The sequence below is a fragment of the Bradyrhizobium oropedii genome (assembly GCF_020889685.1).
Classification (GTDB): domain Bacteria; phylum Pseudomonadota; class Alphaproteobacteria; order Rhizobiales; family Xanthobacteraceae; genus Bradyrhizobium; species Bradyrhizobium oropedii.
The window spans coordinates 1-24903 of record NZ_JACMYO010000130.1 but is presented as its reverse complement, the minus strand read 5'-3'; the positions used below and the strand labels follow the sequence as shown (position 1 = coordinate 24903).

The 24903-nt window shown below is 65.2% G+C and carries 24 protein-coding genes; 21 read left to right on the top strand and 3 right to left on the bottom strand.

Going from position 1 to position 24903, the window contains the following annotated elements:
- Nucleotides 1-255 precede the first annotated feature (255 nt).
- On the top strand, nucleotides 256-1956 hold the full coding sequence (locus H8A95_RS29510; RefSeq protein WP_233287260.1) for an AMP-binding protein: 1701 nt from the start codon (nucleotides 256-258) through the stop codon (nucleotides 1954-1956).
- A gap of 166 nt (nucleotides 1957-2122) precedes the next feature.
- Here H8A95_RS29510 and H8A95_RS29505 read toward each other — a convergent pair whose 3' ends face one another.
- Nucleotides 2123-3124: an adenosine kinase gene (locus tag H8A95_RS29505; RefSeq protein ID WP_229186394.1), complete on the bottom strand. Its 1002-nt coding sequence runs from the start codon at nucleotides 3122-3124 to the stop codon at nucleotides 2123-2125.
- A 204-nt stretch (nucleotides 3125-3328) separates the two neighbouring features.
- On the opposite strand from H8A95_RS29505, the gene murJ reads away from it, so the two are divergent.
- The 16 genes from murJ (at nucleotide 3329) to H8A95_RS29425 (ending at nucleotide 18503) form a co-directional block, all read left to right on the top strand.
- The gene (gene murJ / locus H8A95_RS29500; protein ID WP_229186393.1) at nucleotides 3329-4867 is read left to right on the top strand and encodes a murein biosynthesis integral membrane protein MurJ; all 1539 of its coding nucleotides are present in this window, start codon (nucleotides 3329-3331) and stop codon (nucleotides 4865-4867) included.
- Nucleotides 4868-4962: 95 nt separating this feature from the next.
- Complete coding sequence (gene trpS, locus H8A95_RS29495) at nucleotides 4963-6015, top strand: tryptophan--tRNA ligase (RefSeq protein WP_229186392.1); 1053 nt, start codon at nucleotides 4963-4965, stop codon at nucleotides 6013-6015.
- Nucleotides 6016-6102: 87 nt separating this feature from the next.
- Nucleotides 6103-6597: a universal stress protein gene (locus tag H8A95_RS29490; protein WP_229186391.1), complete on the top strand. Its 495-nt coding sequence runs from the start codon at nucleotides 6103-6105 to the stop codon at nucleotides 6595-6597.
- A gap of 199 nt (nucleotides 6598-6796) precedes the next feature.
- Nucleotides 6797-7366: a NifU family protein gene (locus tag H8A95_RS29485; RefSeq protein WP_212019428.1), complete on the top strand. Its 570-nt coding sequence runs from the start codon at nucleotides 6797-6799 to the stop codon at nucleotides 7364-7366.
- Nucleotides 7367-7525: 159 nt separating this feature from the next.
- Nucleotides 7526-8221, top strand: coding sequence for a tRNA (adenosine(37)-N6)-threonylcarbamoyltransferase complex dimerization subunit type 1 TsaB (gene tsaB / locus H8A95_RS29480; protein ID WP_229186390.1), 696 nt, complete (start codon nucleotides 7526-7528; stop codon nucleotides 8219-8221).
- The gene (gene rimI, locus H8A95_RS29475; RefSeq protein WP_229186389.1) at nucleotides 8218-8703 is read left to right on the top strand and encodes a ribosomal protein S18-alanine N-acetyltransferase; all 486 of its coding nucleotides are present in this window, start codon (nucleotides 8218-8220) and stop codon (nucleotides 8701-8703) included. Before tsaB ends, rimI begins: the two co-directional genes overlap by 4 nt.
- 54 nt (nucleotides 8704-8757) lie before the next feature.
- Nucleotides 8758-9210 (top strand): Fur family transcriptional regulator, encoded by a 453-nt coding sequence (locus H8A95_RS29470; RefSeq protein ID WP_212019435.1) that lies wholly within the window; start codon nucleotides 8758-8760, stop codon nucleotides 9208-9210.
- 24 nt (nucleotides 9211-9234) lie between these two features.
- Nucleotides 9235-9933: an HAD family hydrolase gene (locus H8A95_RS29465; RefSeq protein WP_229186388.1), complete on the top strand. Its 699-nt coding sequence runs from the start codon at nucleotides 9235-9237 to the stop codon at nucleotides 9931-9933.
- A 58-nt stretch (nucleotides 9934-9991) separates the two neighbouring features.
- Complete coding sequence (gene miaB / locus H8A95_RS29460; RefSeq protein WP_229186387.1) at nucleotides 9992-11380, top strand: tRNA (N6-isopentenyl adenosine(37)-C2)-methylthiotransferase MiaB; 1389 nt, start codon at nucleotides 9992-9994, stop codon at nucleotides 11378-11380.
- Between the two features lie 65 nt (nucleotides 11381-11445).
- Entirely contained in the window at nucleotides 11446-12441 is a 996-nt protein-coding gene (locus tag H8A95_RS29455) for a PhoH family protein (protein WP_175068484.1), read from the top strand.
- Between the two features lie 68 nt (nucleotides 12442-12509).
- Entirely contained in the window at nucleotides 12510-13007 is a 498-nt protein-coding gene (ybeY, locus tag H8A95_RS29450) for an rRNA maturation RNase YbeY (protein ID WP_229186386.1), read from the top strand.
- Between the two features lies 1 nt (nucleotide 13008).
- Complete coding sequence (locus H8A95_RS29445) at nucleotides 13009-14118, top strand: hemolysin family protein (protein WP_229186385.1); 1110 nt, start codon at nucleotides 13009-13011, stop codon at nucleotides 14116-14118.
- Entirely contained in the window at nucleotides 14118-15731 is a 1614-nt protein-coding gene (gene lnt, locus H8A95_RS29440; protein WP_229186384.1) for an apolipoprotein N-acyltransferase, read from the top strand. Before H8A95_RS29445 ends, lnt begins: the two co-directional genes overlap by 1 nt.
- Before the next feature lie 261 nt (nucleotides 15732-15992).
- On the top strand, nucleotides 15993-16409 hold the full coding sequence (locus H8A95_RS29435) for a helix-turn-helix domain-containing protein (RefSeq protein WP_163161025.1): 417 nt from the start codon (nucleotides 15993-15995) through the stop codon (nucleotides 16407-16409).
- Between the two features lie 232 nt (nucleotides 16410-16641).
- On the top strand, nucleotides 16642-17766 hold the full coding sequence (locus H8A95_RS29430) for a M20 family metallopeptidase (protein WP_229186383.1): 1125 nt from the start codon (nucleotides 16642-16644) through the stop codon (nucleotides 17764-17766).
- Nucleotides 17763-18503, top strand: a complete 741-nt coding sequence (locus H8A95_RS29425; RefSeq protein ID WP_229186382.1) for a tRNA (guanine(46)-N(7))-methyltransferase TrmB — start codon at nucleotides 17763-17765, stop codon at nucleotides 18501-18503. The genes H8A95_RS29430 and H8A95_RS29425 overlap by 4 nt, the downstream gene beginning before the upstream one ends.
- A gap of 130 nt (nucleotides 18504-18633) precedes the next feature.
- On the opposite strand, the gene H8A95_RS29420 is transcribed toward H8A95_RS29425, so the two are convergent.
- Both H8A95_RS29420 and H8A95_RS29415 read right to left on the bottom strand, forming a co-directional pair.
- The gene (locus tag H8A95_RS29420; protein WP_229186381.1) at nucleotides 18634-19482 is read right to left on the bottom strand and encodes a phytanoyl-CoA dioxygenase family protein; all 849 of its coding nucleotides are present in this window, start codon (nucleotides 19480-19482) and stop codon (nucleotides 18634-18636) included.
- Nucleotides 19483-19719: 237 nt separating this feature from the next.
- Nucleotides 19720-20790, bottom strand: a complete 1071-nt coding sequence (locus tag H8A95_RS29415) for a DUF2336 domain-containing protein (protein ID WP_229186380.1) — start codon at nucleotides 20788-20790, stop codon at nucleotides 19720-19722.
- Nucleotides 20791-21136: 346 nt separating this feature from the next.
- Here H8A95_RS29415 and rimP point away from each other — a divergent pair, with 346 nt between their 5' ends.
- The 4 genes from rimP to H8A95_RS29395 all read left to right on the top strand — a co-directional run.
- Entirely contained in the window at nucleotides 21137-21925 is a 789-nt protein-coding gene (gene rimP, locus H8A95_RS29410) for a ribosome maturation factor RimP (RefSeq protein WP_229186379.1), read from the top strand.
- 3 nt (nucleotides 21926-21928) lie between these two features.
- Nucleotides 21929-23542 carry a transcription termination factor NusA gene (nusA, locus tag H8A95_RS29405; RefSeq protein ID WP_229186378.1) on the top strand — a complete coding sequence of 538 codons (1614 nt, stop codon included), beginning with the start codon at nucleotides 21929-21931 and terminating at the stop codon, nucleotides 23540-23542.
- A 15-nt stretch (nucleotides 23543-23557) separates the two neighbouring features.
- Complete coding sequence (locus H8A95_RS29400) at nucleotides 23558-24244, top strand: RNA-binding protein (RefSeq protein ID WP_163161032.1); 687 nt, start codon at nucleotides 23558-23560, stop codon at nucleotides 24242-24244.
- Between the two features lie 108 nt (nucleotides 24245-24352).
- Nucleotides 24353-24903, top strand: a 551-nt coding sequence (locus H8A95_RS29395; RefSeq protein WP_229186377.1) for a translation initiation factor IF-2 associated domain-containing protein, incomplete at its 3' end; no start/stop codon positions are given.

The window sequence follows — 24903 nt, the reverse complement described above, 5'->3', positions numbered from 1 at the left end:
GGGGTGAGGGGCAGCTTCCGCGAGTTGTGATCGCGGTAAGACCTGTACCCCCTCACCCGGAACGCATCTGACGATGCGTTCCGACCTCTCCCCGCAAGCGGGGCGAGGTGAAGCGGAGACCGCTGATCCATCCCTCTCCTCACGGGGAGGGATTTTTCATACCCGCCATAGGTCGGGCCTGTCCCGTCGGCGCCAAACGACTAAGATCGCGCAAAAAAGCGCGACGACACGAACACGACCACGAGGAGGACGATCTTGGCACCCACACCCAAGGCAGAGAGCTATGTCTGCGGCATTTCCGATACGCCGCTGCTCGGTGAAACCATCGGCCGCAGCCTCGACCGCGCACGCGCGCGCTGGGGCGAGCGCGAGGCACTGGTCTCTCCCAGCCACAATGTGCGCTGGACCTGGAACGAATTCGCCGAGCGGGTCGAGGCGGTGGCGGCGGGCTTCCTCGCGCTCGGCCTGCAACGCGGCGAGCGGATCGGCATCTGGTCGCTGAACCGGCCGGAATGGACGCTGACGCAATTCGCCGCCGCGAAAGCCGGATTGATCCTCGTCACCATCAACCCTGCATATCGGCTGAGCGAGCTCGAATTCGCACTACGCAAGGTCGGCTGCGCCGCGATCGTGACCGCGACCGCATTCAAGACCTCGGCCTATATGGAGATGATCAACACGCTGCTGCCCGAACTTGCGAGTTCGGAGCCCGGCCAATTGCGATCGGCGCGACTACCGCAATTGCGCGCCGTGATCCAGATCGGTGGACCGGCCGCATCAGGCACCATTCCGTTCGAGCAGGTCGCGCAGATGGGCGGGGAGCGCCATCGCGAGCAGCTCGCCGAGCTCGGCGACAGCCTGCAATTCGACGACCCGGTCAATATTCAATTCACCAGCGGCACCACGGGCTCGCCCAAGGGCGTGATGCTGACCCACCACAACATCCTCAACAACGGCTATTTCACCGGCCGCGCCATGCGCCTGACCGAACAGGACCGCATCTGCATTCCGGTGCCGCTCTATCACTGCTTCGGCATGGTGATGGGCAACCTCGCTTCCGTTACGCTCGGCACCACCATAATCTATCCCGGCGAAGGCTTCGATCCGCTGGCGACGCTGACCACGATTGCGCAGGAGAAATGCACCACGCTGTACGGCGTGCCGACGATGTTCATCGCCGAGCTCGACCATCCGGAATTTTCGCGGTTCGATCTGTCGTCGCTGCGCACCGGCATCATGGCCGGCGCACCCTGCCCGATCGAGGTGATGAAGCGCGTCAACACCGAGATGAACATGCGCGAGGTGACGATCGCCTACGGCATGACCGAGACCAGCCCGGTGAGCTTCCAGAGCGCGACCGACGATCCGCTGGAACGCCGCGTCTCGACTGTCGGCCGCATCCATCCGCATGTCGAGGTCAAGGTGGTCGATCTCGACGGCAAGGTGGTGCCGCGCGGCGAACGCGGCGAGCTCTGCACCCGCGGCTACAGCGTGATGCTCGGCTATTGGGACGAGAAGGAAAAAACCGGCGAGATGCTCGACGCCAATGGCTGGATGCACACCGGCGATCTCGCCGTCATTGACGACGAAGGCTATTGCAACATCGTCGGACGCATCAAGGACCTGGTGATCCGCGGCGGCGAGAATCTTTACCCAAGGGAGATCGAGGAATTCCTCTACCGCCACCCAAAGATCCAGGACGTGCAGATCTTCGGCGTCGCCGATCAGCGCTATGGCGAGGAGCTGTGCGCCTGGGTCAGGGTCAGGGCCGGCGAGACGCTGACCGCCGACGAGGTGCGCGCCTTCTGCCAGGGCCAGATCGCCCACAACAAGATCCCGCGCTATGTCGAATTCGTCGACGAATTCCCGATGACGGTGACCGGGAAGATCCAGAAGTTCGTGATGCGCGACGCGGTGGAGCAGCGGCTGGGATTGAAGGCGGCGAAGACGGCGTGATGCTCTTTCTTCTCCCTCGCCCCGCTCTTGCGGGGAGAGGGCTGGGGTGAGGGGCTGCTTCCGCAAATGAGGTTGAGCTGAGCCCGCGGAAGCTCCCCCTCACCCGGATCGCATCTGACGATGCGATCCGGCCTCTCCCCGCAAGCGGGGCGAGGCGTGAAGAGTCTTAAACCAGCAGCCCCTGCTGCTTCGCCAGATCCTTCAGCGACACCAGCGGCCGGGCGCCGATGTGCTGGATCACTTCGGCCGCGGCGAGCGCGCCGAGACGGCCGGCATTCTCATGGCCGACATTGCGCACGAGGCCGACCAGGAAACCGGCGGCGAACAGGTCGCCGGCGCCTGTCGTATCGACAAGCTTGTCGATCGGCGAGGCAGGTGCCGATGTGACATCACTACCGGAGATCACGACGCAGCCCTTCTCGCTGCGGGTGACGACGCCGAGCTTGGTGTCCTTGCCGAACTGCTTCAGCGCGGTGTCGAAATCCGAGGTCTGGTACAGCGAGTGCAGCTCGGACTCGTTGGAGAACACCAGGTCGACGATGCCCTTGCGCATCAGATCGAGGAATTCGTCGCGGTAGCGATCGACGCAGAACGAATCCGAGAGCGTCAGCGCGACCTGGCGGCCGGCGCCATGCGCAATCGTCGCCGCCTTCACGAAGGCGTCCTTGGCGTTCTTCGGATCCCAAAGATAGCCTTCGAGATAGATGATGCTGGCGGCGGCGATCTGGGCCGGATCGATGTCGTCGGGCGTCAGGTCCTGCGCGGCGCCGAGATAGGTGTTCATGGTGCGCTCGCCGTCCGGCGTCACCAGGATGTAGCAGCAGCCGGTGGCCGGACCGGTCTTGGCCGGCGCGGTGTCGAAGCTCACGCCGGCGGCGCGGATATCGTGGACGTAGAGCTTGCCGATCTGGTCGTCCTTGACCTTGCCGACATAGGCGGCGCGGGCGCCGAGATTACCGACGCCGACGATGGTGTTCGCGGCCGAGCCGCCCGACACCTTGGTCGCCACCCCCATGTCGCTGTAGATCGCGCCGGCGCGCGCCTCGTCGATCAGCTGCATCGAGCCCTTGGTCATGCCGTGACGGCTGAGGAATCCCTCGTCGGTCTGCACCAGCATGTCGAAGATCGCGTTGCCGATCCCGAGAACGTCATATTTTGCGTCAGCCATAGACCTGCCCTGTGTTAACGCCACCCAACAAGAGCCGCGACCTATCACGTTACGCCTTGGGGCAGCAAGCCGGGCTCCACGTTCCGTCATCCCCGCGCCCTGTTAGCCCGTCAGCCTGAGGTGCGAGCGGAGCGAGCCTCGAAGGATGACGGGCTTAGCTCGGTGCCACTGGCGGCAAGGCGCGCTGCTGCTATAGAGGACGCCATGTTCCGTTCCTTCCTCACGGTTTCCTCGGGAACGCTGGCCTCGCGACTCCTCGGCTTCGTGCGCGATTCCGTGATCGCGGCGCTGCTTGGCGCGGGGCCGGTGGCGGATGCCTTCCTGGCCGCGTTCCAGCTTGTGAATGTTGTGCGACGGCTATTGTCCGAGGGCGGACTGAATGCTGCGCTGGTGCCGGCCTGGCTCAAGGTTCGCGACGGCGATGGCGAGGCGGCGGCGCGCGCTTTCGCCGGCCGCGTGCTCGGCACCGTCAGCGCAGCCGTGATCGCGGCCGCGCTCGTGATCGGCGCGCTGATGCCGCTGGTGATCGCGGCGATCGCGCCGGGCTTCGTCGGCCGCGACACGCTGCAACTCGCGGTCGATAACGCGAGGCTGATGCTGCCCTATCTCGCCTTCGCCGGCCCGGTCACCGTGATGATGGCGCTGCTCAACGCGCAGGGACGCTTCGCGTTGACCGCGTTCTCGCCGCTGCTGTTCAACATTGCGCTGATATCAGTGATGGTCGTGCTGCTGATGCGGCAGCAGGATCCGGTGCAGGCCGCGCTGGTCATGGCGGCCACGATCGGCGTCGCCGGATTGCTGCAACTGTCGATGCTGGCGCTGCGCGGCGCCAAGCTCGCTTCGCCGCTCCGCGTCTCCTTCGATCCCGAAATGCGCGGCTTTCTCGGCCGCGCGGTTCCCGGCATGGTCGCGAGCAGCGCGCCGCAATGGCTGATGGTAGCCGGCGCGGTGATCGCTTCCACCTCGCCATCAGCAGTGTCCTGGCTCTATTTCGCCAACCGCCTGCTCGAGCTGCCGCTCGGCATCGTCGGCGTCGCGATGGGCACCGTGCTGATCCCGGAGATGACGCGCGCGGTACGCAGCGGCGAATCTACCGCGATCGCGCATGCGGAATCGCGCGGGCTTGAACTCGCGGTCGGGCTGGCATTGCCCGCGACGCTCGGCCTGATGGTTCTGAGCGGACCGATCGTGCGGATGCTGTTCGAGCATGGCGCTTTCACAACGGAGGATTCTGCGGCCACCGCGCAGGCGCTGATCTGGTTGACGCTGGCCCTGCCGGCGCATGTGCTGGTGAAGGCGCTGTCGCCGGCATTCTTTGCGCGCGAGGACACCATGACGCCGCTGTTCGCGACGCTGAAGGCGGTCGTGGTCGCGATCGCAGCCGCCTTCCTGCTCGGCCGCATGTTCGGCGCCAGCGGAATTGCCGCAGGGATTGCGCTCGGCGCCTGGAGCAATGCACTGGCGCTGATCCGCAAGGGGGCCACGACCTTCGGCTTTTCGGTCGATGCAGAGGCGCGCCGCCGGCTGCCCCGCATCCTGGCCGCAGCGCTCGCGATGGGCGCAGCGCTGTGGCTCGCGGAAGCTGCCCTGCCGACAGCCGGCAGCCACGGTTTGCTGCAGGCGGCTTCGCTCCTGGTGCTGATCGCGGCCGGCATCGCCGGCTATGGGCTCCTCTTGCAGCTTTTCGGCGTCGCCGGCTGGCGCGAGGCGGTTAACGCCGTCAGGCAAAGACGCCCCGCGTGACTTGCGCGGGCGGGGCTTAAGTGGCAAACGACGCCGCCAGAGCTTTCTTCCGTTCCGATGGCATCGGAACGGCTGCCATTTCCGGGAATTAGACCATGGCGTTCGTTGAACGGGTTTTCTCAGGCGTCCAGCCGACGGGCAATCTGCACCTCGGCAACTATCTCGGCGCCATCGTCAACTTCGTGAAGATGCAGCAGACCCATAACTGCATCTATTGCGTCGTCGACATGCACGCGATCACGCAGGGCGTCGACGTCTGGGGCGGCCCGGCCGAACTCGCGCGCAACACCCGCGAGGTGACCGCGGCCTTCATCGCCGCCGGCATCGATCCGAAGAAACACATCGTGTTCAACCAGAGCCAGGTTGCCGGCCATGCCGAGCTGACCTGGATCTTCAACTGCGTTGCCCGCGTCGGCTGGCTGAGCCGGATGACCCAGTTCAAGGAGAAGGCGGGCAAGGACCGCGAGAACGCCTCGGTCGGTCTCTACGACTATCCGGTGCTGATGGCGGCCGACATCCTGTTGTATCGCGCCACCCACGTGCCGGTCGGCGAGGACCAGAAGCAGCATCTCGAACTGTCCCGCGACATCGCGCAGAAGTTCAACAACGACTTCGGCGATTCGATCCGCGGCCACGGCTTCAATGAAGGCCTCTATTTTCCGCAGCCGGAGCCGTTCATCACGGGTCCCGCGACGCGGGTGATGAGCCTGCGCGACGGCACCAAGAAGATGTCGAAGTCGGATGCGTCGGACAATTCGCGCATCAACCTCACCGACGACGCCGAGACCATCGCGCAGAAGATCCGCAAGGCGAAGACCGATCCGGAACCGCTGCCGTCGGAGGAAAAGGGCCTGGAGCCCCGCCCCGAGGCCGACAATCTCGTCGGCATCTACGCGGCGCTCGCCGAAATCTCCAAGCAGGAGGTGCTGAACCAGTTCGGTGGCGGCCAATTCTCCAGCTTCAAGAACGCGCTGGTCGAGCTATGCGTTGCGAAACTGGCACCGATCGCCGGCGAGATGAAGCGGCTGGTTGCCGATCCCGGCCACGTCGATTCGATCCTGGCCGACGGCGCCAACCGTGCCCGGATCATCGCCGACGAGACCATGCGGATGACCAAGGACATCGTCGGCTTCATCCGCCCGCGCTGACACCGTCGGCAGACCTGCGCGCTCCCTCTCCCCAACGGGGAGGGAGTATGGCAGCATGGGTTGGTTTGGTTCAGCACCGGGACATGCATGACCACCCAGCGACGAAGCTACGAGACAGGTCACAAGCCGAAATGCCTCGTCATCGTTGACGACACCGCGGAATGGGACCGTGCGGTCTATTACGCCAGCCGGTGGGCCATCCGGGTCGGCGGCGGCGTTTTGATGCTGCGGGTGATCGAGACCGAGGACCAGAACCAGCAATGGCTCGGGGTCGCCGACATCATGCGCGCGGAGGCCGAGGAGGCCGCCAATGAGGCGCTCGACCGTGCCGCCGGCCGCGCCAACGGGATCGCCGCAATCACGCCGGAGCGGGTGATTCGCGAGGGCGATCCGACCGAGCAGATCCTCGACGTGATCGAGAAGGACGTCGATATCGCGATGCTGGTGCTCGCGGCCAATCCGGGCGCTGAGGGGCCCGGGCCGATCATCACCACCATGGCCAAGACCATGGGGGCGTTCCCGATCCCGGTGACCATCGTGCCCGGCGGCCTGACCGACGCCGAGATCGACGCCCTGTCCTAGAGGAACATTCACAACCGTCGTCATGGCCGGGCTTGTCCCGGCATGACGAGGACGGGATGCGAGCCTGCTCCAGCTATTCAGAATCGGCGATAAAGGGCCTGGAACCGCGGTTTTGGCGCTTGATCGCGGGCTTTTTAGTTGCCATTTGAAGGGGGAACCCAACGCGCCGGCCTTGAACCGGCGACGCCGGAGACAGCAGATGTTCATTCAGACCGAAGCCACCCCGAATCCCGCCACCCTGAAATTCATCCCGGGCCGCCTGGTGCTCGACACCGGCACCATGGAATTCTCCTCGGCCGAATCCGCCGCCCGCTCGCCGCTCGCCGAACGGCTGTTCGCCGTGTCAGGCGTCACCGGCGTGTTCTACGGCGCCGACTTCATCACCGTGACCAAGGCGGACGGCGACTGGCAGCACCTCAAGCCCGCGATCCTCGGCGCGATCATGGAGCATTACATGTCCGGCGCGCCGCTGCTCGCCGACGGCACCGCCGGCAGCGACGACGCGCGCGATGAGGAAGACGAGTTCTTCGACGAAGCCGACGCCGAGACGGTCGAGCAGATCAAGGATTTGATCGAGACCCGCGTACGTCCAGCGGTTGCCAATGACGGCGGCGACATCACCTTCCGCGGCTTCAAGGACGGCATCGTCTATCTCAACATGAAGGGCTCCTGCGCCGGCTGCCCGTCATCGACCGCAACCTTGCAACACGGCATCCAGAACCTGCTCCGGCACTTCGTGCCCGACGTGCAGGAAGTCCGGCCGATGTAATTTGCACCGGGTGGGCCGGCCAAGCGCGGTTCACCTTCGATACAACACAGCTGTGGTGGGCATGGCACTGCGCTTTGCCCACTCCAAAGAGGGGGGACGAACAGTGAGCCGGCGAATCGGAAATGGTTCTGACCTTCCGTTCGCCCTGACGTTTGCCCCATGATGATTCTCGCCATCGATACCGCGCTCGACGCCTGCTCCGCGGCCGTGCTCGACACCACCTCCGGCAATACCATCGCCATTGAATCGCAGCCGATGCCGCGCGGCCATGCCGAGGCGCTGATGCCGCTGATCGGACGCGTGATGAAAGAGAGCGGCATCGGCTTTGCCGGGCTCGACCGCATCGCCGTCACCACCGGCCCCGGCAGTTTCACCGGTTTGCGCGTCGGGCTCTCGGCCGCGCGCGGCTTGGCGCTGTCCGCGTCGAAGCCGATCGTCGGACTGTCGACGCTCGCCGCTTATGCCGCGCCCGTGGTCGCCGAGAATGGCGCGCACGCCATCCTGTCGGCGATCGATGCGCGGCATGATCATGTCTATTTCCAGCTGGTGGGTGGCGATGGCAGCCCGCTTCTCAAGCCGAAGGTTACGCCGATCGCAGAGGCGCTGGAAGCCGCGCAGTTTGGCGCGCTGCATCTGGTCGGCAACGCCGCCAATATTCTCGCCGAGCGCTGGCCCGCCGATGCAACGCCGCCGGTGAAGGTCGACAGGCAACCCGCGCCCGATATTGCCTGGGTCGCCTGGGTCGGTGCAGCCGTCGATCCCGACAGCGCGCCGCCGCGGCCGTTCTATCTGCGCGCGCCCGACGCCAAGCCGCCGAAAAACCGGCTCGAAATCAGCACACCACCATCGACATGATCGGCTTTCTGTCACGATGGTGGGGCGGCGGTCCGCCCGCGGTCGAGCCCGCATCGCTACGCGACGCCGCGCGGCTCGCGCAATTGCACGGCGCATCGTTTCATCGCGGCTGGGGCGAAGGCGAATTCGAGACGATGCTGACCGAGCGCAACACGCTGGTGCACCGGCTGCGGCAGGGACGCAACGTGATCGGCTTTGCGGTCTCGCGAATGGCGGCGGACGAAGCCGAAATCCTGTCGATCGCGATCGATACCGGCCAGCGCGGACGCGGTCTGTCGCACGACCTGCTGCTGACCCATCTCGGCCATCTTGCCGGCCGTGGCATCCGCACCATCTTCCTCGAAGTGGAAGAGAACAACGCGCCGGCGCGACGGCTTTATGAAAGGGCCGGATTCGGCGTGATCGGCCGCCGCGAACGCTATTACAAGCAGCCCGGTGGGGAACATTTGAACGCGCTTCTGATGCGGCGCGACTTGTCGTAACATCGGCGCGATGGCAGAACAGCGCCCTGCTCTGCCCCTCAAGGCTCTGGGTCCATGACGACGGTGAAAATCACGCCTGCGCAAAAGAATACCGGCATCGAGGCGCGCTGCGCCGCGACCGGCATGCGCATGACCGAACAGCGCCGCGTGATCGCGCGGGTGCTGGCGGAGGCCATGGATCATCCCGACGTCGAGGAACTGTACCGCCGCTGCGTCGCGGTCGACGACAAGATCTCGATCTCGACGGTATACCGCACCGTCAAGCTGTTCGAGGATGCCGGGATCATCGAGCGCCACGATTTCCGTGAGGGCCGCGCGCGTTACGAGCAGATGCCCGAGAGCCATCACGACCACCTGATCAATCTGCGCGACGGCAAGGTGATCGAGTTCACCTCCGAGGAGATCGAGAAGCTGCAGGCCGAGATCGCGCGCAAGCTCGGCTACAAGCTGGTCGATCACCGTCTTGAACTCTATTGCGTCCCGCTCGACGACGACAGCAAGTCGTAGGCGCGTGCCACGCATCGCCAGACCATGAGCTTCGATCTCGTCATCTTCGATTGCGACGGCGTGCTGGTCGACAGCGAGGTGATCTCCTGTCGCGCGCATGCGGACACGCTGACGCGGCACGGCTTTCCGATCACGCCGGACGGCGTGCTGAAGCGCTTTCTCGGCGTGTCCGATCGCGAGGCGCGGCGGATCGTCGAGAGCGAGATCGGTCGCACGCTGCCCGACACGTTCGAGGCCGAGGTCAAGCACGCGACGCTGAGCTTCTATGCCGACGATCTCAACGCCATCGCGCATGTCGGCGATGCGATCGCCGGGCTCGCCCTTCCGAAATGCGTGGCGTCGAGCGGCACGCCGGAAAAGATCCATCACGGCCTGACCTGCGCCGGGCTCTACGACCAGCTCGCGCCGCATATTTTCTCCGCTACCCAAGTCCAGCGCGGCAAGCCGGCGCCCGATCTCTTCCTGTTCGCCGCCAACCAGATGGGTGCCAATCCCGCGCGCTGCGTCGTGATCGAGGACAGCGTGGCCGGCGTCACCGGCGCCCTCGCCGCCGGCATGACCGTGCTCGGCTTTTACGGAGGCAGCCACTGCACGGCGGAACACGAGGATATGCTGCGCAAGGCCGGCGCGGCCGTAACCTTTGCCGATATGCGCCAATTGCCCGATTTGATCGGCCGGGCCGACCAAAAACACGGCTCGATCGCTGGATTTTCGCCGGTTTAGGCTATATTTGAGCCCCGGCGCCCGGATGGCGCCGTTTCCATTTCGCTCTCAGGGTTCCATGACGACGCCGCGCAAGCTGCACATCAAGTCCTATGGCTGCCAGATGAATGTCTACGATGCGCAACGCATGGTGGACACGCTGGCCGGCGAGGGCTTTGTCGAGACGGCCAGCGCGGAAGAAGCGGATCTGGTGATCCTCAACACCTGCCACATCCGCGAGAAGGCATCGGAGAAGGTCTATTCCGAACTCGGCCGGCTCCGCGTCGCCAAGGATGAGGCGGCGCGCCAGGGCCGCGAGATGAAGATCGCCGTCGCCGGCTGCGTCGCGCAGGCGGAAGGCGCCGAGATCATCCACCGTGCGCCGACCGTCGACATCGTGGTCGGGCCGCAGAGCTATCATCACCTGCCTGCGTTGCTGAAGCGCGCCAAGGAAAACGGCCGCGCGCTCGAAACCGAATTCCCGGTCGAGGACAAGTTCGGCTTCCTGCCGCAGCCGAAGCCAGATGCGATCCGCGCGCGCGGTATCTCCGCCTTCGTCACCGTGCAGGAGGGTTGCGACAAGTTCTGCACCTTCTGCGTGGTGCCCTATACGCGCGGCGCGGAAGTCTCGCGTCCGGTCGGCAAGATCCTCGACGACGTGAAGCAGCTCGCCGACAACGGCGTGCGCGAATTCACCCTGATCGGACAGAACGTCAACGCCTATCACGGCGAAGGCCTCGACGGCCGCATTTGGTCGCTCGGCAGATTGCTGCAACGGATCGCCGAGATTCCCGGCGTCAGGCGGCTGCGCTATTCGACCAGCCATCCGCGCGACGTCGACGACGATTTGATCGCGGCACATCGCGATCTGCCCGAATTGATGCCGTTTGTGCACCTGCCGGTGCAGTCGGGATCGGACCGGATCCTTGCCGCCATGAACCGGAAACATACCGCCGATGACTACCGGCGCGTCATCGACCGGTTCCGGGCGGCACGGCAAGACATTGCTTTTTCATCAGATTTTATCGTGGGCTTCCCCGGAGAGAGCGAGGAAGAATTTTCCGCCACTCTCGCGCTTGTCACGCAAATCGGGTACGCTGCGGCGTATTCATTCAAGTATTCGCCACGGCCAGGCACGCCGGCGGCGGAGATGCGGGAGACGGTGTCAGCAGCCGAGATGGACGAGCGCTTGGGGCGGCTTCAGGAATTGATCGACAGCCAGCAATCGGCCTTCAACCGGGCTGCGATTGGCACAACGGTCGATGTGCTGTTCGAGCGCGCCGCGCGCAATCCGGGCCAGATCGTCGGCCGCACCGCCTATCTGCAGCCCGCCCATGTGATGGCTTCGCCCGACATCATCGGCCAGGTCCGCTCCGTGCGGATCGACAGCCTCGAGCGCTACAGCCTGATCGGCGAGCTTGCGACGCAATCCGCACCCGGCATCATTTCGCAGACCATTGGAGCCTGAAATCCTTGCCAAAAAGCGCATCGGATTCGTCTTCGCTCGCTCCCAGCCGCAAACCTGACCGCGACATGCAAATGCCACCTGAGACTCAGGTCGTCATCGATTTCGACGACAACCGCGCCGCATCCGCGCTGGTCGGCCCTTACGGCCAGAATCTGGCGCTGATCGAGCGGCGGCTCGGCGTCGTGGTCGATTCCCGCGGCAATCATCTCACCATCGCGGGCTCCCGCGACGGCTGCGATGCGGCGCGGCGCGTGCTCGAGACGCTCTATGCGCAGGCCGTCGAGGGGCACGACCTCGATCAGGGCGAAGTCGAAGGCGCGATCCGCGCCGTGATCGCCCAAGGCTCGCTGTTCGAGTTCGACAACAAGACCGCAAAGCCGACGTTCGAGACCATCAATCTGCGCAAGCGTCCGGTGCGCGCCCGCACCGCGGCACAGGATTCCTACATCCGCGCGCTGAAGCGGCACGAGCTGGTGTTCGGCATCGGCCCGGCCGGCACCGGCAAGACCTGGCTCGCAGTCGCCCATGCGGCGCAGCTGTTCGAGCGCAAGGAGGTCGATCGCATCATCCTGACGCGGCCTGCGGTCGAAGCCGGCGAGCGGCTCGGCTTCCTGCCCGGCGACCTCAAGGAGAAGGTCGATCCGTATCTGCGCCCGATCTACGATGCGCTGTACGATCTGATGGATGCCCGTGTCGTCGAGCGCGCGCTGCAGGGCAACGAGATCGAGATCGCGCCGCTCGCCTTCATGCGCGGCCGCACCCTAACCAATGCCGCCATCATCCTCGACGAGGCGCAAAACACCACGACGATGCAGATGAAGATGTTCCTGACGCGTCTCGGCGAGAACAGCCGGATGATCGTCACCGGCGACCCGTCGCAGGTCGACCTGCCACATGGCCAGGCTTCAGGGCTCACGGAAGCCGTGAAGCTGCTCGACGGCGTCGAGGGCATCGCGCAGGTGCATTTCAAGGCCGAGGACGTCATCCGCCATGAATTGGTGGCGCGCATCGTGGCCGCCTATGAGGGATTGCCGCAAAAGCCGGCAAACGCCAGATCTTGAGACCAATAGCTTCGGCCGCGAGCCCGCGCGATGCGGGTTCCGGCCATAACGCAGATTTTGAAACGAAGGTGTCTGCTTTTCCTGCAACCGAGGTTCTCGTCACCGCCGAATGCTGGCAGGCCGAGCCCAATGCCGATGCGGTGATTCACCGCGCCATCGAGGCTGCCGCCGAAATCGCCGACGCCGATGTCGCCGACGCCGAGCTTGCGGTGATGCTGACCGACGACGCCGGCATCCGCACCCTGAACGCCAACTGGCGCAGCATCGACAAGCCGACCAACGTGCTGTCGTTTCCGGCATTGCAGCCGGAAGGCACCGGCGGAGCAGACGATGCTCCGCGCATGCTCGGCGATATCGCGATCGCCTATGAGACGACGCGGCGGGAAGCCGATGAGGAACAGAAGCCATTCGACCATCATTTGAGTCATCTGGCGGTGCATGGCTTCCTGCATCTGATCGGTTACGACCACGAGAACGACGACGATGCCGAGGACATGGAGGCGCTCGAGCGCGAGATCCTCTCCACCCTCGGCATTCCCGACCCCTATGCGGATCGGATCGCCTGACATGCCGGATTCCGAACCGACCCACGACAATCCGCGCAACGTGAGCAACCTGCCCGCGGTGGTGCATGACGGCGAAGTGCAGCGCCCCGCGGCCGAGGGCTGGCTGGTGCGCGCGATCCGCACGCTGTTCGGCTGGAAAGCCGGCTCGGTGCGCGACGATCTACAGGTGGTGCTCGATGCCTCGACGCCCGACGATGTCGGCTTCTCGGCAATCGAGCGCACCATGCTGCGCAACATCCTGTCGCTGAACGAGCGGCGGATCGCCGACGTCATGGTGCACCGCGCCGACATCGTCGCGGTCAAGCGCGACATTCCGCTCGGCGAGTTGATGAGCCTGTTCGAGAGCGCGGCGCATTCCCGTCTCGTCGTCTACAACGAGACCCTCGACGACCCCGAGGGCATGGTGCACATCCGCGACCTGCTCGCCTTCATGACCGCGAAGGCGCGCGTCACGGAGGCGACCAAGACCAAGCGCAAGAAGCCGTTCCCGGCCGGGCTCGACCTGCGTAGCGTCGACCTCGCGCTGCCGCTGGCGGACGCCAATATCATCCGCAAGCTGCTCTACATCCCGCCGTCGATGCGCGCGATCGACCTCTTGGCGCAGATGCAGGCCTCGCGCATCCATCTCGCGCTGGTGGTCGACGAATATGGCGGCACTGACGGACTGGTGTCGATCGAGGACATCGTCGAGCAGATCGTCGGCGAGATCGACGACGAGCACGATTCCGACGAGCCGCCGTCCATCGTTCGCCAGCCGGACAACTCCTTCATCGCCGACGCCCGCGCCAGCCTCGATGACGTCCGTTCGGTGATCGGCGAGGACTTCGTCACCGGCGAGGCCGGCGAGGAGGTCGAGACGCTGGGCGGCTATCTCGTGTCGTTCGTCGGCAGGCTCCCGGTGCGCGGCGAGGTGATCTCGGGGCCTGGCCATTACGAGGTCGAGGTGCTCGACGCCGATCCGCGGCGGGTCAAGCGCGTGCGCGTCACGACGCGTAAGGAGCGGCCGACGCCGCGGAAGGAACGCGAGCGGCGGCGTGAGCAGACACCGGACTCCGGAAATCCGCAGGCGAATGACAACATGCCGCCGCCCGGCGAGGGAGCCGGTCCGTAGTGAGGCTCTCCGACAAGCTCCGATCGATCGGCCTTGCCGTCATCCTGACCTGGGGATGGAAGCGCGCCGTGCTCGCGCTCGCAGCCGGTGCATTGTCCTCGCTGGCGATGGCGCCGTTCAACGCCTGGCCGGTGCTGTTTCTGACGTTTTCGATCGCGGTCTGGCTGATCGACGGCAGCGCCGCCGGACGCTGGCGCGGCGTGCCGGCTGCGGCACTGTCGGGCTTCTGGTTCGGCCTCGGCTATTTTGTGCCGGGACTGTACTGGATCGGCATCGCCTTCTTTGTCGATGCAGACACTTTCGCCTGGCTGACGCCGTTCGCAGTGCTCGGCCTGCCGGCCTATCTCGCGCTGTTCACCGCCTTTGGCTTCGCGCTGGCACGGCTGATCTGGCCGCGCGACGCCTCGCGCGTGCTGGCGCTGGCGGTCAGCCTGACGATCTCGGAGTGGCTGCGCGGCCATCTCCTGAGCGGCTTTCCGTGGAATGCGTTCGGCTATGCGCTGACCGAACCACTGGCGCTGGCCCAGACCGCATCGCTGATCGGGCTGTGGGGCATGACGTTCCTGGCCGTCGCGATCTTCGCGAGCCCGGCCGTGCTGATCGACGGCGCCTCACGCGGCCGCAAGCCGTGGCGCGCGCCGGCAGCAGCAGGGCTGGTGCTGGCAGCGATGCTGGCGTTCGGCACCGTTCGGCTGTCCCAGACGCCGACCGCAATGGTCGCCGGCGTCAAGCTCCGCATCATGCAGCCCGATCTGCAGCAGGACGCCAAGTTCAACTACTCCGCCAAGGCGGCGGTGATGCAGAAATATCTCACTTTGTCGGATCGTGCGTCCGGGCCGCACTCCACCGGCGTGAGCGACTCCACCATCCTGATCTGGCCGGAATCCGCGTTCCCGTTCTTCCTGACCAAGGAAGCCGACGCGATGGCGCAGATCGCCGATCTGCTGCCGAAGGGAACCGTGCTGATCACCGGCTCGGTGCGCGCACCCGATCTGCCGCCCAATGTCCGCATCACGCGTGCCTATAATTCCATCTACGTCATCGACCACGACGGCAGCGTGCTCGCGGTCTACGACAAGCTGCACCTTGTGCCATTCGGCGAATATCTGCCGTTCCAGGACTGGATGGAGAAGATCGGCTTCGTGCAGCTCACCAAGGTGCAGGGCGGCTACATTCCCGGCACGATCCGCCGCACGCTCGACATTCCGAATGCGCCGCGCGCGCTGCCTCTGATCTGCTACGAGGCGATCTTCCCCGGCAATGTCGTGAGCCGCGACGATCGTCCCGGCTGGATCGTCAATGTCACCAATGACGGCTGGTTCGGAATCTCGACCGGCCCCTATCAGCATCTGCAACAGGCCCGGCTGCGCTCGATCGAGGAAGGCCTGCCGCTGGTGCGTGCCGCGAATACGGGCATCTCGGCGGTCATCGACCCGGTCGGCCGAATCGTCTCGCAACTCGGGCTCGGCATCGAAGGCGTGCTCGACGCCGGCCTGCCGACGGCGATCGCGCCGACGATCTATGCGCGTGCCGGGAACATCCCCGCCGCTGTAATTGTGTTAGTTGCCCTCGCAATCGTATTGCGTAGACGTTTTGTCAGGCGAAAGGCCTGACGGCGCTTATCGCCGGTTGTCACACGAACCCGAAAAAGTGTCGAAATTTACCTCAGTGTGATTCCACCTGTTGACAGATCGACCGTGCACTTCGCATTGTACGGGTCCACGCGAAATCACAAGCCAAGTCAGCCCCTTTGCGCAAATTGTCCGCATTTCGTCCCGATCCTCCTTGCAGGATTTGACGGCACCGGCGCCTGAGGCATACTCCACGTCCAACTTGCCTCACCCCCGGGCGCGCAATCCCTTAGGAGAGTTGGAATGTCCACCAAAGCGCCCAATCCTGTTGACAAATATGTCGGCAGCCGCGTCCGTATGCGACGCATCATGCTCGGCATGAGCCAGGAAAAACTGGGCGAGGCGTTAGGCCTGACGTTCCAGCAGGTGCAGAAATACGAGAAGGGCACCAACCGCGTCGGCGCCAGCCGGCTGCAGCAGATCTCCGAAATCCTGCAGGTGCCGGTCTCCTTCCTGTTCGACGGCGGCCCGAGCGGCGTCAAGACCGCCGACGGCTTCAGCGAGGGTTCCTCGCCGACCTATGTCGCCGATTTTCTGGCAACCGCCGAAGGCCTGGCCCTGACCCGCGCCTTCACGCGGATTGCGGACGCCAAGCTCCGCCGCAGCATCGTCGAGCTGGTCGAGCAGATCGCGGCGCGCGAGGCGGCCGAACAGGTCTGATTCGGCCATATCCGTTTGAGCGATCGTCAAATCTGGAATATGTCATTCCGGCGTACGTTAAGGCGCGATGCGTTCAGGCTGAACGTCATCGCGCTTTAGCTCGTTGTTTGAGCATGATCTCCGCGCAAACGCTTCGCGTTTGTCGCGAGGGAAAGCCGCATCACACTTTCCCAGATCATGCCCTGGCGCGTGCGCGCAATGACAAGGCAAATTCACAGGCGACGATAACAGCATGTCCAGCAACCCGTTCGAAACCACTGTGATCCTCGACGGCATCCGCCGCTGGGTCGAGATCGAGTCTCCGACGGAGCGGCCGGATCAGGTCAACAAACTGGTCGATCTCGTGGCCGCGGGCTATCGCGACCTGCCGGCCGCGGTCGAGCGCATCGCAGGACGCGATGGCTGCGGCGATCACCTGGTCGCGCGCTCGTCCTGGGGGCAGGACGCACCGGGCATTCTGGTGTTGAGCCATCTCGACACAGTTCATCCGATGGGATTCATCGAACGGTTACCATTCCAGATCGAAGGCGACAGCGCGTTCGGTCCCGGCATCTACGACATGAAGGGCGGCGCCTACCTCGCCTATCACGCATTTCGGCAGATCTGCGCCGAAGATGCGCGTCCGCCGCTCGGCATCACGCAGCTCTACGTATCGGACGAGGAAATCGGCAGCCCGACCTCGCGGGCGCTGATCGAGGCCGAAGGCCGCAAGGCCAAATACGTGCTGGTGACCGAACCGGCACGCGATGGCGGCAAGATCGTCACCGGGCGCAAGGGCGTCGCGCGCTTCGACGTCAACATCAAGGGCGCGCCGGCGCATGCCGGCACGCGCCCCGAGGACGGCCGCAGCGCGATCCGGGAACTCGGTCATGTGATCCTGGCGCTGGAGGCGATGAACGATCTCAAGCGCGGCGTCACCGTCAATGTCGGCGTGGTCCGCGGCGGTACCAAGCCGAACGTGATCGCCGAAGAGGCCTATGCGGAGGTCGATCTGCGCGTGCCGACCATGGCGGACGCCGACGAGCTGGTGCCGAAGATTCTCGGGATCACGTCGCGCACCGAGGGCGTCACCGTGAAAGTGACCGGCGAGCTGAATCGTCCGCCCTACGAGAAGAGCAACGCCGGAGCCGCGCTGTACGAACATGCCAGGGGGCTTGCCGCCGAACTCGGCTTCGAGCTGATCGATGTCTTCACCGGCGGCGGTTCCGACGGCAATTTCACCGCACCGCACACCGCGACTCTCGACGGCCTCGGCGTCGACGGCAAGGGCGCGCATACCCATTATGAGCAGCTCTACGTCTCGTCGATCGAGCCGCGCGCGCGGCTGCTCCACCGTCTCTATCAGACGCTGCGATGACACCAGCTCCGAACGACAGCGGCGATCGCGATTCCCAGGACGACGGCGCGATGGCCCATTCGCGCGGCTCGTTCTTCGGGCGGCGCAAGGGCCACAAGCTGCGTCCACACCAGGCCGACCTGATCGACACGCTGCTGCCGCATCTTTCGGTCGATATCTCGGCACCCGCGCCCGAGGCGCTGACCGAATTGTTCGATGACGGCATCGAGAATGTCAGGCTCGAGATCGGCTTCGGCGGCGGCGAGCATTTGATCGCGGAAGCGCAGACCTATCCGACGACCGGCTTCATCGGCTGCGAGCCCTATGTCAACGGGATGGCGAAGATCCTGACCCAGATCGAGGCGCAGAATATCGGCAACATCCGCCTGTTCGCCGGCGACGCCGCCGAGCTGCTGGCCTGGGCGCCAGCTCGCTCGCTCACGCGCATCGACCTGATCCATCCCGATCCCTGGCCGAAGCGGCGGCACTGGAAGCGGCGCTTCGTGCAGGATGCAACGGTTGCTGCGATGACGCGGATGCTGCCGCCGGGCGGCGAATTCCGCTTCGTCAGCGATATCGACGACTACTGCGCCTGGACGCTGGCACATCTGATGCGCTCGCCCGACTTCGCCTGGCTCGCCGAGCGCGCGATCGACTGGCTCGAGCCGTGGCCGAACTACACGATGACGCGCTACGGCGCCAAGGCCGAGCGCGAGGGCCGCAAGGCGGCGTATCTGAGGTTTCGGCGATTGGGCTAGTCGTCATTCCGGGGCGTGCGAAGCACGAGCCCGGAATCCATTGTGCCACATCATTCGAGGATAAATGGATTCTCAGATGCGCAATTGCGCATCGTGGCTCTCGCTGCGCGAGCCCCGGAATGACGGAAAGTTAAGATCCCTTCGCTTCGACCAGCCGCGCCTTCCTGACGTCGGTCGCCTCCCACACCATGCGCTTGCCGCGCTCGCGGCCGAGCAGCTCGATCGGATCGTGATTGTCGATGTGGCCGAACTGGCCCTTGTAGACGCTGTAACCGCACAATTCCTGCAGGCGGCGTGGAAAGCGCGCCGCGGTCTCGCGCGAAATCCCGAGCTGGAGATTCTCCTGCTGGCGCATCCAGCCCCAGCAATAGGCGCAGGAGAACGCAAAGCGCCTGCCGTCGCTGGTGTTGGCGCCGCCGCCATGCCACAGCGCGCTGTCGAACAGCATCACGCTGCCGGCCGGCATCGTCGCGGTGACCGCGTCATAATCCTTGCCGTATTCCGGCGACGAATCGAATGTGTGGCTGCGCGGAATGATCCGCGTCGCGCCGTTGTCGTCGCGGAAATCGGACAGCGCCCAGATCGCATTGATCGTGATCGGAATGTGCGGCCGCGGCAACGGGATCAGTTGGGTGTCTTCGTGAATCGGCTGCGCGACCTCGCCGGGGCCGAGCACCAGCGAGCAGAACGACGACAGCAGGCATTCTCTGTCCAGCACGCGTTCGACCACCGGCAGCACGTTTTCATGCAGCGGCACCTCCCAGAACAGATCGTCATAGGTCAGGAGGTTGTTGATGCGCAGCGTCTTGAAACCTTCGAACGACGTCCGGGCCAGGCCGAGATTGTGCTCATTCTCGATCCTCAGCACCGCCGCCTTCAGCCCGTCGACCAGATCCGGCGAGGCGGCGCGCTCGATCACGGTGTATCCGTCGTCACGGATCCGTTCGGCGTGCGATTGGATGTCGGCGTCCGTCAGCATGGCGATCTCCCCGTTGGCGCCGTGTCGCGCCTTGCGGAAAGCATAGCGGGCCGATTCAGGTTTGGCAGGTCTTATTATGTCCCCGTCACCCTGAGGAGGCCGCAGAGCGGCCGTCTCGAAGGGTCGACGACCACCGGCCGGGCCGTTCATCCTTCGAGACGCGCCTACGGCGCTCCTCCAGCGACAAAGGCGAAGCCTTTGCGCGGGGATGACGGAATCAAGAGCTTGTTGGCGTGACTATCGCGACTTCCAGAAATCCACGACGCGCTGCGCGGTCGATGGCATCAGGCGAACGAAATTCACCCGCGCCCCTTCGATATCGGCCGGTGACGGCACGCGGTTGGACCCGAGCCGCATCAGGATCAGGGCGCGCACCGTCGGCCATTCGAAGCCGATCGTCTTGCCGGCGATCAGGATAGGATCGTAGCGATCGCCGGAGATCAGGCGATCCAGCGTGACGATCTTCACGTTAGTCATCGCGGCAAGCGCAGCCACGCATTCCTCGTATTTGAAGGCCTTTGCGAAGCCTGTCACCGCCGCCTCGTTCAATTCGCCGGCGCGATGCAGCGCCATGATCGTGCGCTGCGCGGCAGCGAAATCGCGGCCCTCGACCTGCGCGACGACGCCTTCGATCTCGCTCATCGCCAGCTTGATCTCGGCCTGCCGTTCCGGCTTGGCGACGACATGCAGACGGCGGCGGATCACGTCGATCGAACCGGCCAGCAGGTTCTTCAAATGCAGCGGCGGAAGATCATCGCGGCGGCCGATCCGCAACGTCAGCACGCCGTCCTGGCCGGCGCGGCGCACCAGCGTCGTGAAGGACGCGTCCGAGAACGCGGCGCCTGCATTGCCGGCCGCGCATCGGATCACGTCGCGATCGCCACGGCGAACGATGACGTCGGTCAGCGCGGTCGAGAGCCTCGACCGCTCGGCCATTGCAAGCAGATGGCCCTGGCCCTTGGCATTGGCGACCTCGACCAGCGCCTTTTCGTCGATCACCGGTGATCGGCGCAGCACCGGCCCCGCGATCGCGACCTCGTCCTCGCGGGCGAGTTGTCCGACCAGGTGCCGCGGCGCGTTGGCAAGTGGCGCGAGCCGTTCGGCGAGATCGATCCGTGCAGCAAGCTCGGCATGCGGCACCAGGCTGGTCAGCACCCCGTCGAACAGGTCGATATGGTCGGGGCGGAAGCTCCCGGCGCCCTGCAGGAACAGCTCGCCGAGCCGGCGTGCGGCCTCGGCGCGGCGCTTGGGGTCGCCACGGCGGACGATATCGTCGAGTTCCGGGATCAGCGCTGGGGCTGTCGTCATGAGCCTTGTCCAACCGGCGACTTCTGCCGATTTTCGGCAATCTATGGCCCCGTTCGTAAACGGAGGGTTAGATCAAACCTGCACCCGGAGAGCCGCAAAATCGCCTTCCGCCTGATACGGAGGCCTTGCCGGACCCCGGCAAAAGAGCTATATCCACCGCAACTTATGGTATCTCATACGATCGCGTAGGAGAGTGGGCCCCCCGGGACCCGCTCTTTTTTATTACCTGACGGGACCCAGCGAGGCCGGATCCAGTTTGGGTAGCGTTAGCGGCCCCTTAAGGCCACCTGAACAACACAACAGACCTCAGCAGCATTTAAACCTTAGACAGCCTTTGACACTGGATATGACCGATCCGACCGCCACGTCCGTGGACACCGAACTGCTCGCCGAGCCGCGGCTCGTCGTCGAGCCCGGGGTCGCGGCCCGCGTCGCCGCGGTCGCCGTCCCCGTGCTGCAGGGCATGGGCTACCGCCTGGTGCGCATCAAGGTCTCGGGCGATGCCGGTTGCACCGTGCAGATCATGGCGGAACGGCCCGACGGCTCGATGCAGCTCGAGGATTGCGAGGCGATCTCGCGTGCGTTGTCGCCGGTGCTTGATGTCGCGGACCCGATCGAGCGCGCCTACCGGCTGGAGATTTCATCGCCCGGCATCGACCGCCCGCTGGTGCGCCGTTCCGACTTCGAGCGCTACACCGGGCATCTCGTGAAGATCGAGATGGCGGTGCCGCATCAGGGTCGCAAGCGGTTCCGCGGCCTGCTCGCCGGTGTCGAGGGCAATGCGGTGCGCATCAAGCGCGACGATCCGCGTCCCACTGAGGATGCCGAGGTTCTGCTGGTGATGGAGGATATCTCGGACGCGCGGCTGGTGCTGACCGACGAGCTGGTCGAGGAATCGATGCGCCGCGGCAAGGCCGCCGAGCGCGATTTGCGCCGCGAGCTCGGCCTCGCGCCGCCGCAGCCGGCCCACGCCAAGAAGAGCGATCCCGCGAAGAGCCAAAAGCCGAAACCCAAGTCCGATCACAAGCCTGGTCAAAAGCCCGGCAACAAGCCGGCCCCGACCAACACCAAAAAGCACCGCCTGGCCGCCGAGCGCGCGCGCCGTGGCGAGACCGATCCATTCGAAGGAGACTAAGCCATGGCAGTCAGCGCCAACAAACTCGAACTGCTGCAGATCGCAGACGCAGTTGCGCGCGAAAAGTCGATCGACCGCTCCATCGTGATCGCGGCGATGGAAGACGCCATCGCCAAGGCCGCCCGCGCCCGTTACGGCAGCGAGACCGACGTCCATGCCGAGATCGATGCCAAGAAGGGCGAGCTTCGGCTGACCCGCCACATGCTGGTGGTCGATATCGTCGAAAACTCGTCGAACCAGATTTCGCTGCACGATGCGCAGCGCGCCAATCCGGGCGCCCAGGTCGGCGACACCATCGCCGATACGCTGCCGCCGCTGGAATATGGCCGCATCGCCGCACAATCCGCCAAGCAGGTGATCGTGCAGAAGGTGCGTGAGGCCGAGCGCGACCGGCAGTACCAGGAATTCAAGGACCGCATCGGCGACATCGTCAACGGCATCGTCAAGCGTGTCGAATATGGCAGCGTGATCGTCGATCTCGGCCGTGGCGAAGCGATCGTGCGCCGCGACGAGATGCTGCCGCGCGAAGTGTTCCGCAACGGCGACCGCGTCCGCGCCTATATCTTCGACGTCCGCCGCGAGACCCGCGGTCCGCAGATCTTCCTGTCGCGCACCCATCCGCAGTTCATGGCGAAGCTGTTCGCGCAGGAAGTGCCGGAAATCTACGACGGCATCGTCGAGATCAAGGCGGTCGCCCGCGACCCCGGTTCGCGCGCCAAGATCGGCGTGATCTCGCGCGATTCCTCGGTCGACCCGGTCGGCGCCTGCGTCGGCATGCGCGGCTCGCGCGTGCAGGCCGTGGTCAACGAGCTGCAGGGCGAGAAGATCGACATCATTCCGTGGTCGCCGGACATCGCGACCTTCGTCGTCAACGCGCTGGCGCCGGCTGAAGTCGCCAAGGTCGTGATCGACGAAGACCGCGAGCGTATTGAGGTCGTGGTTCCCGACACCAACAACCAGCTGTCGCTGGCGATCGGCCGCCGCGGCCAGAACGTCCGCCTCGCCTCGCAGCTGACCGGCTGGGACATCGACATCCTGACCGAGCAGGAAGAGTCGGAGCGCCGCCAGGCCGACTTCGAGAACTCGACCCGCGTGTTCATGGAAGCGCTCAACGTCGACGAAGTGGTCGGCCAGTTGCTCGCCTCCGAAGGCTTCACCTCGGTCGAGGAACTCGCGCTGGTGGACGTCAAGGAACTCGCCGGCATCGAAGGTTTCGACGAGGAGACCGCCACCGAGCTGCAGACCCGCGCCCGCGAATATCTGGAACAGCTCGAGGCCGAGCTGGAGGCCAAGCGCAAGGAACTCGGCGTCGAGGACGCCATGAAGGACGTGCCCGGCATCACCGGCAAGATGCTGGTGAAGCTCGGCGAGAACGACGTGAAGACCGTCGAAGATCTCGCCGGCTGCGCCACCGACGATCTGGTCGGCTGGACCGAGCGCAAGGAAGGCGGCGAGCCGACCAAGCACGCCGGGTTCCTCGACGGCATCGAGATCTCGCGCGACGAGGCCGAGGCCATGATCATGCAGGCCCGTCTGAAGGCGGGCTGGATCACCGAGGCCGACCTCGCCAAGCCTGCTGAGGAGGCCGAGGCCGCCGAAGCAGAAACGGCGTCGTAAGGAGATGCCCCACGGATGCTCGCTCAGGCTGACCCCGATCTCGACGATGGACCGCGGACGCAGAAGTCCGCGACCACGCGGATGTGCGCGGTCAGCCGCGAGGTGCGTCCGCTCGACGAGCTGATCCGGTTCGTCGTCGCGCCCACGGGCGAGGTGATCCCGGATCTCAAGCGCAAGCTTCCGGGCCGCGGAATGTGGATTTCCGCATCGCGGCGCAGTGTTGCGGAAGCGGTCCGCCGTCACCAATTTAGCAAGGGATTCAAGCGCGATGTCCGCGTCGCGCCGACCCTTCCCACCGACACGGACACACTCCTGGTGCGCAGCCTCACCGAGGCCCTGGCCATGGCCGCCAAGGCCGGTCAGGTCGTCTCGGGCTTCGGCAAGGTCGAGGATGCGCTCAACCGGAACGAAACTGCAGCCCTGATCCACGCTTTGGACGGCGCAGCGGACGGAATCCGCAAATTGGACGCGATCATGCGGCAAAGGGGCGGAAAACGTGGTGAATCGCCGGTAATCCCCGTCGTCAATGTTTTGACGTCGGAAGAATTGGATTTGGCACTTGGGCGGTCAAATGTGATACATGCTGCGCTGCTCGCGGGCCCGGCGAGCAAGACGTTCCTGTCGCGCTGCCAGATGCTGGTCCGATACCGGATGGCCGACGACGACAAGACCGCCGAAGCGGCCAGAAATTCCAGAGCCTGATCCAGGAAGGCGGACGCCGTCTTTCCGACCGGATCATGCTCAGCAAACGAAGACACGTTGAAGGATTTGTGCGGCGAACGCACAGCGAAACGAGATTAGGACTGCTGAATGGTTGATACCAAGACTCCTGGCGACAAGACCCTGAGTGTTCCGAGCAAGACGTTGTCGCTGAAGCCGCGCGTCGAGACGGGCACCGTGCGCCAGAGCTTCAGCCACGGCCGGACCAAGCAGGTCGTGGTCGAGAAGCGTGGCAAGCGCCGCGTCGGCGGCGATGGCCCCGGCGAGGCGCATGTGCCGGAACCCGTGGTTGCAAAGCCCGCGGCGCCGCCGCCTGTCGCCAAGCCGCCGATGGGCCGCCCTTCCGGGCCACCTCCCGGCCAGCAGCAGCGTAACACCCGCTCCGGCGTGGTGCTGCCGACCTTGACGGAAGACGAGCGTTCCGCGCGTGCCAGCGCGCTGGCCGACGCGAGGCAGCGCGATATCGAGGAGCGCCGCCAGGCCGAAGAGGAAGCCAAGCGCCGCGCCATCCGCGAGGCCGCCGAGAAGGCCGACCGTGAGGCCGCCGAGACCCGCCGCAAGGCGGAAGAGGAGCGCCACCGCCACGAGGAAGAGGCCAAGCGCAAGGCCGAAGTCGAGGCCAAGCGTCGCTTCGGCGAGGG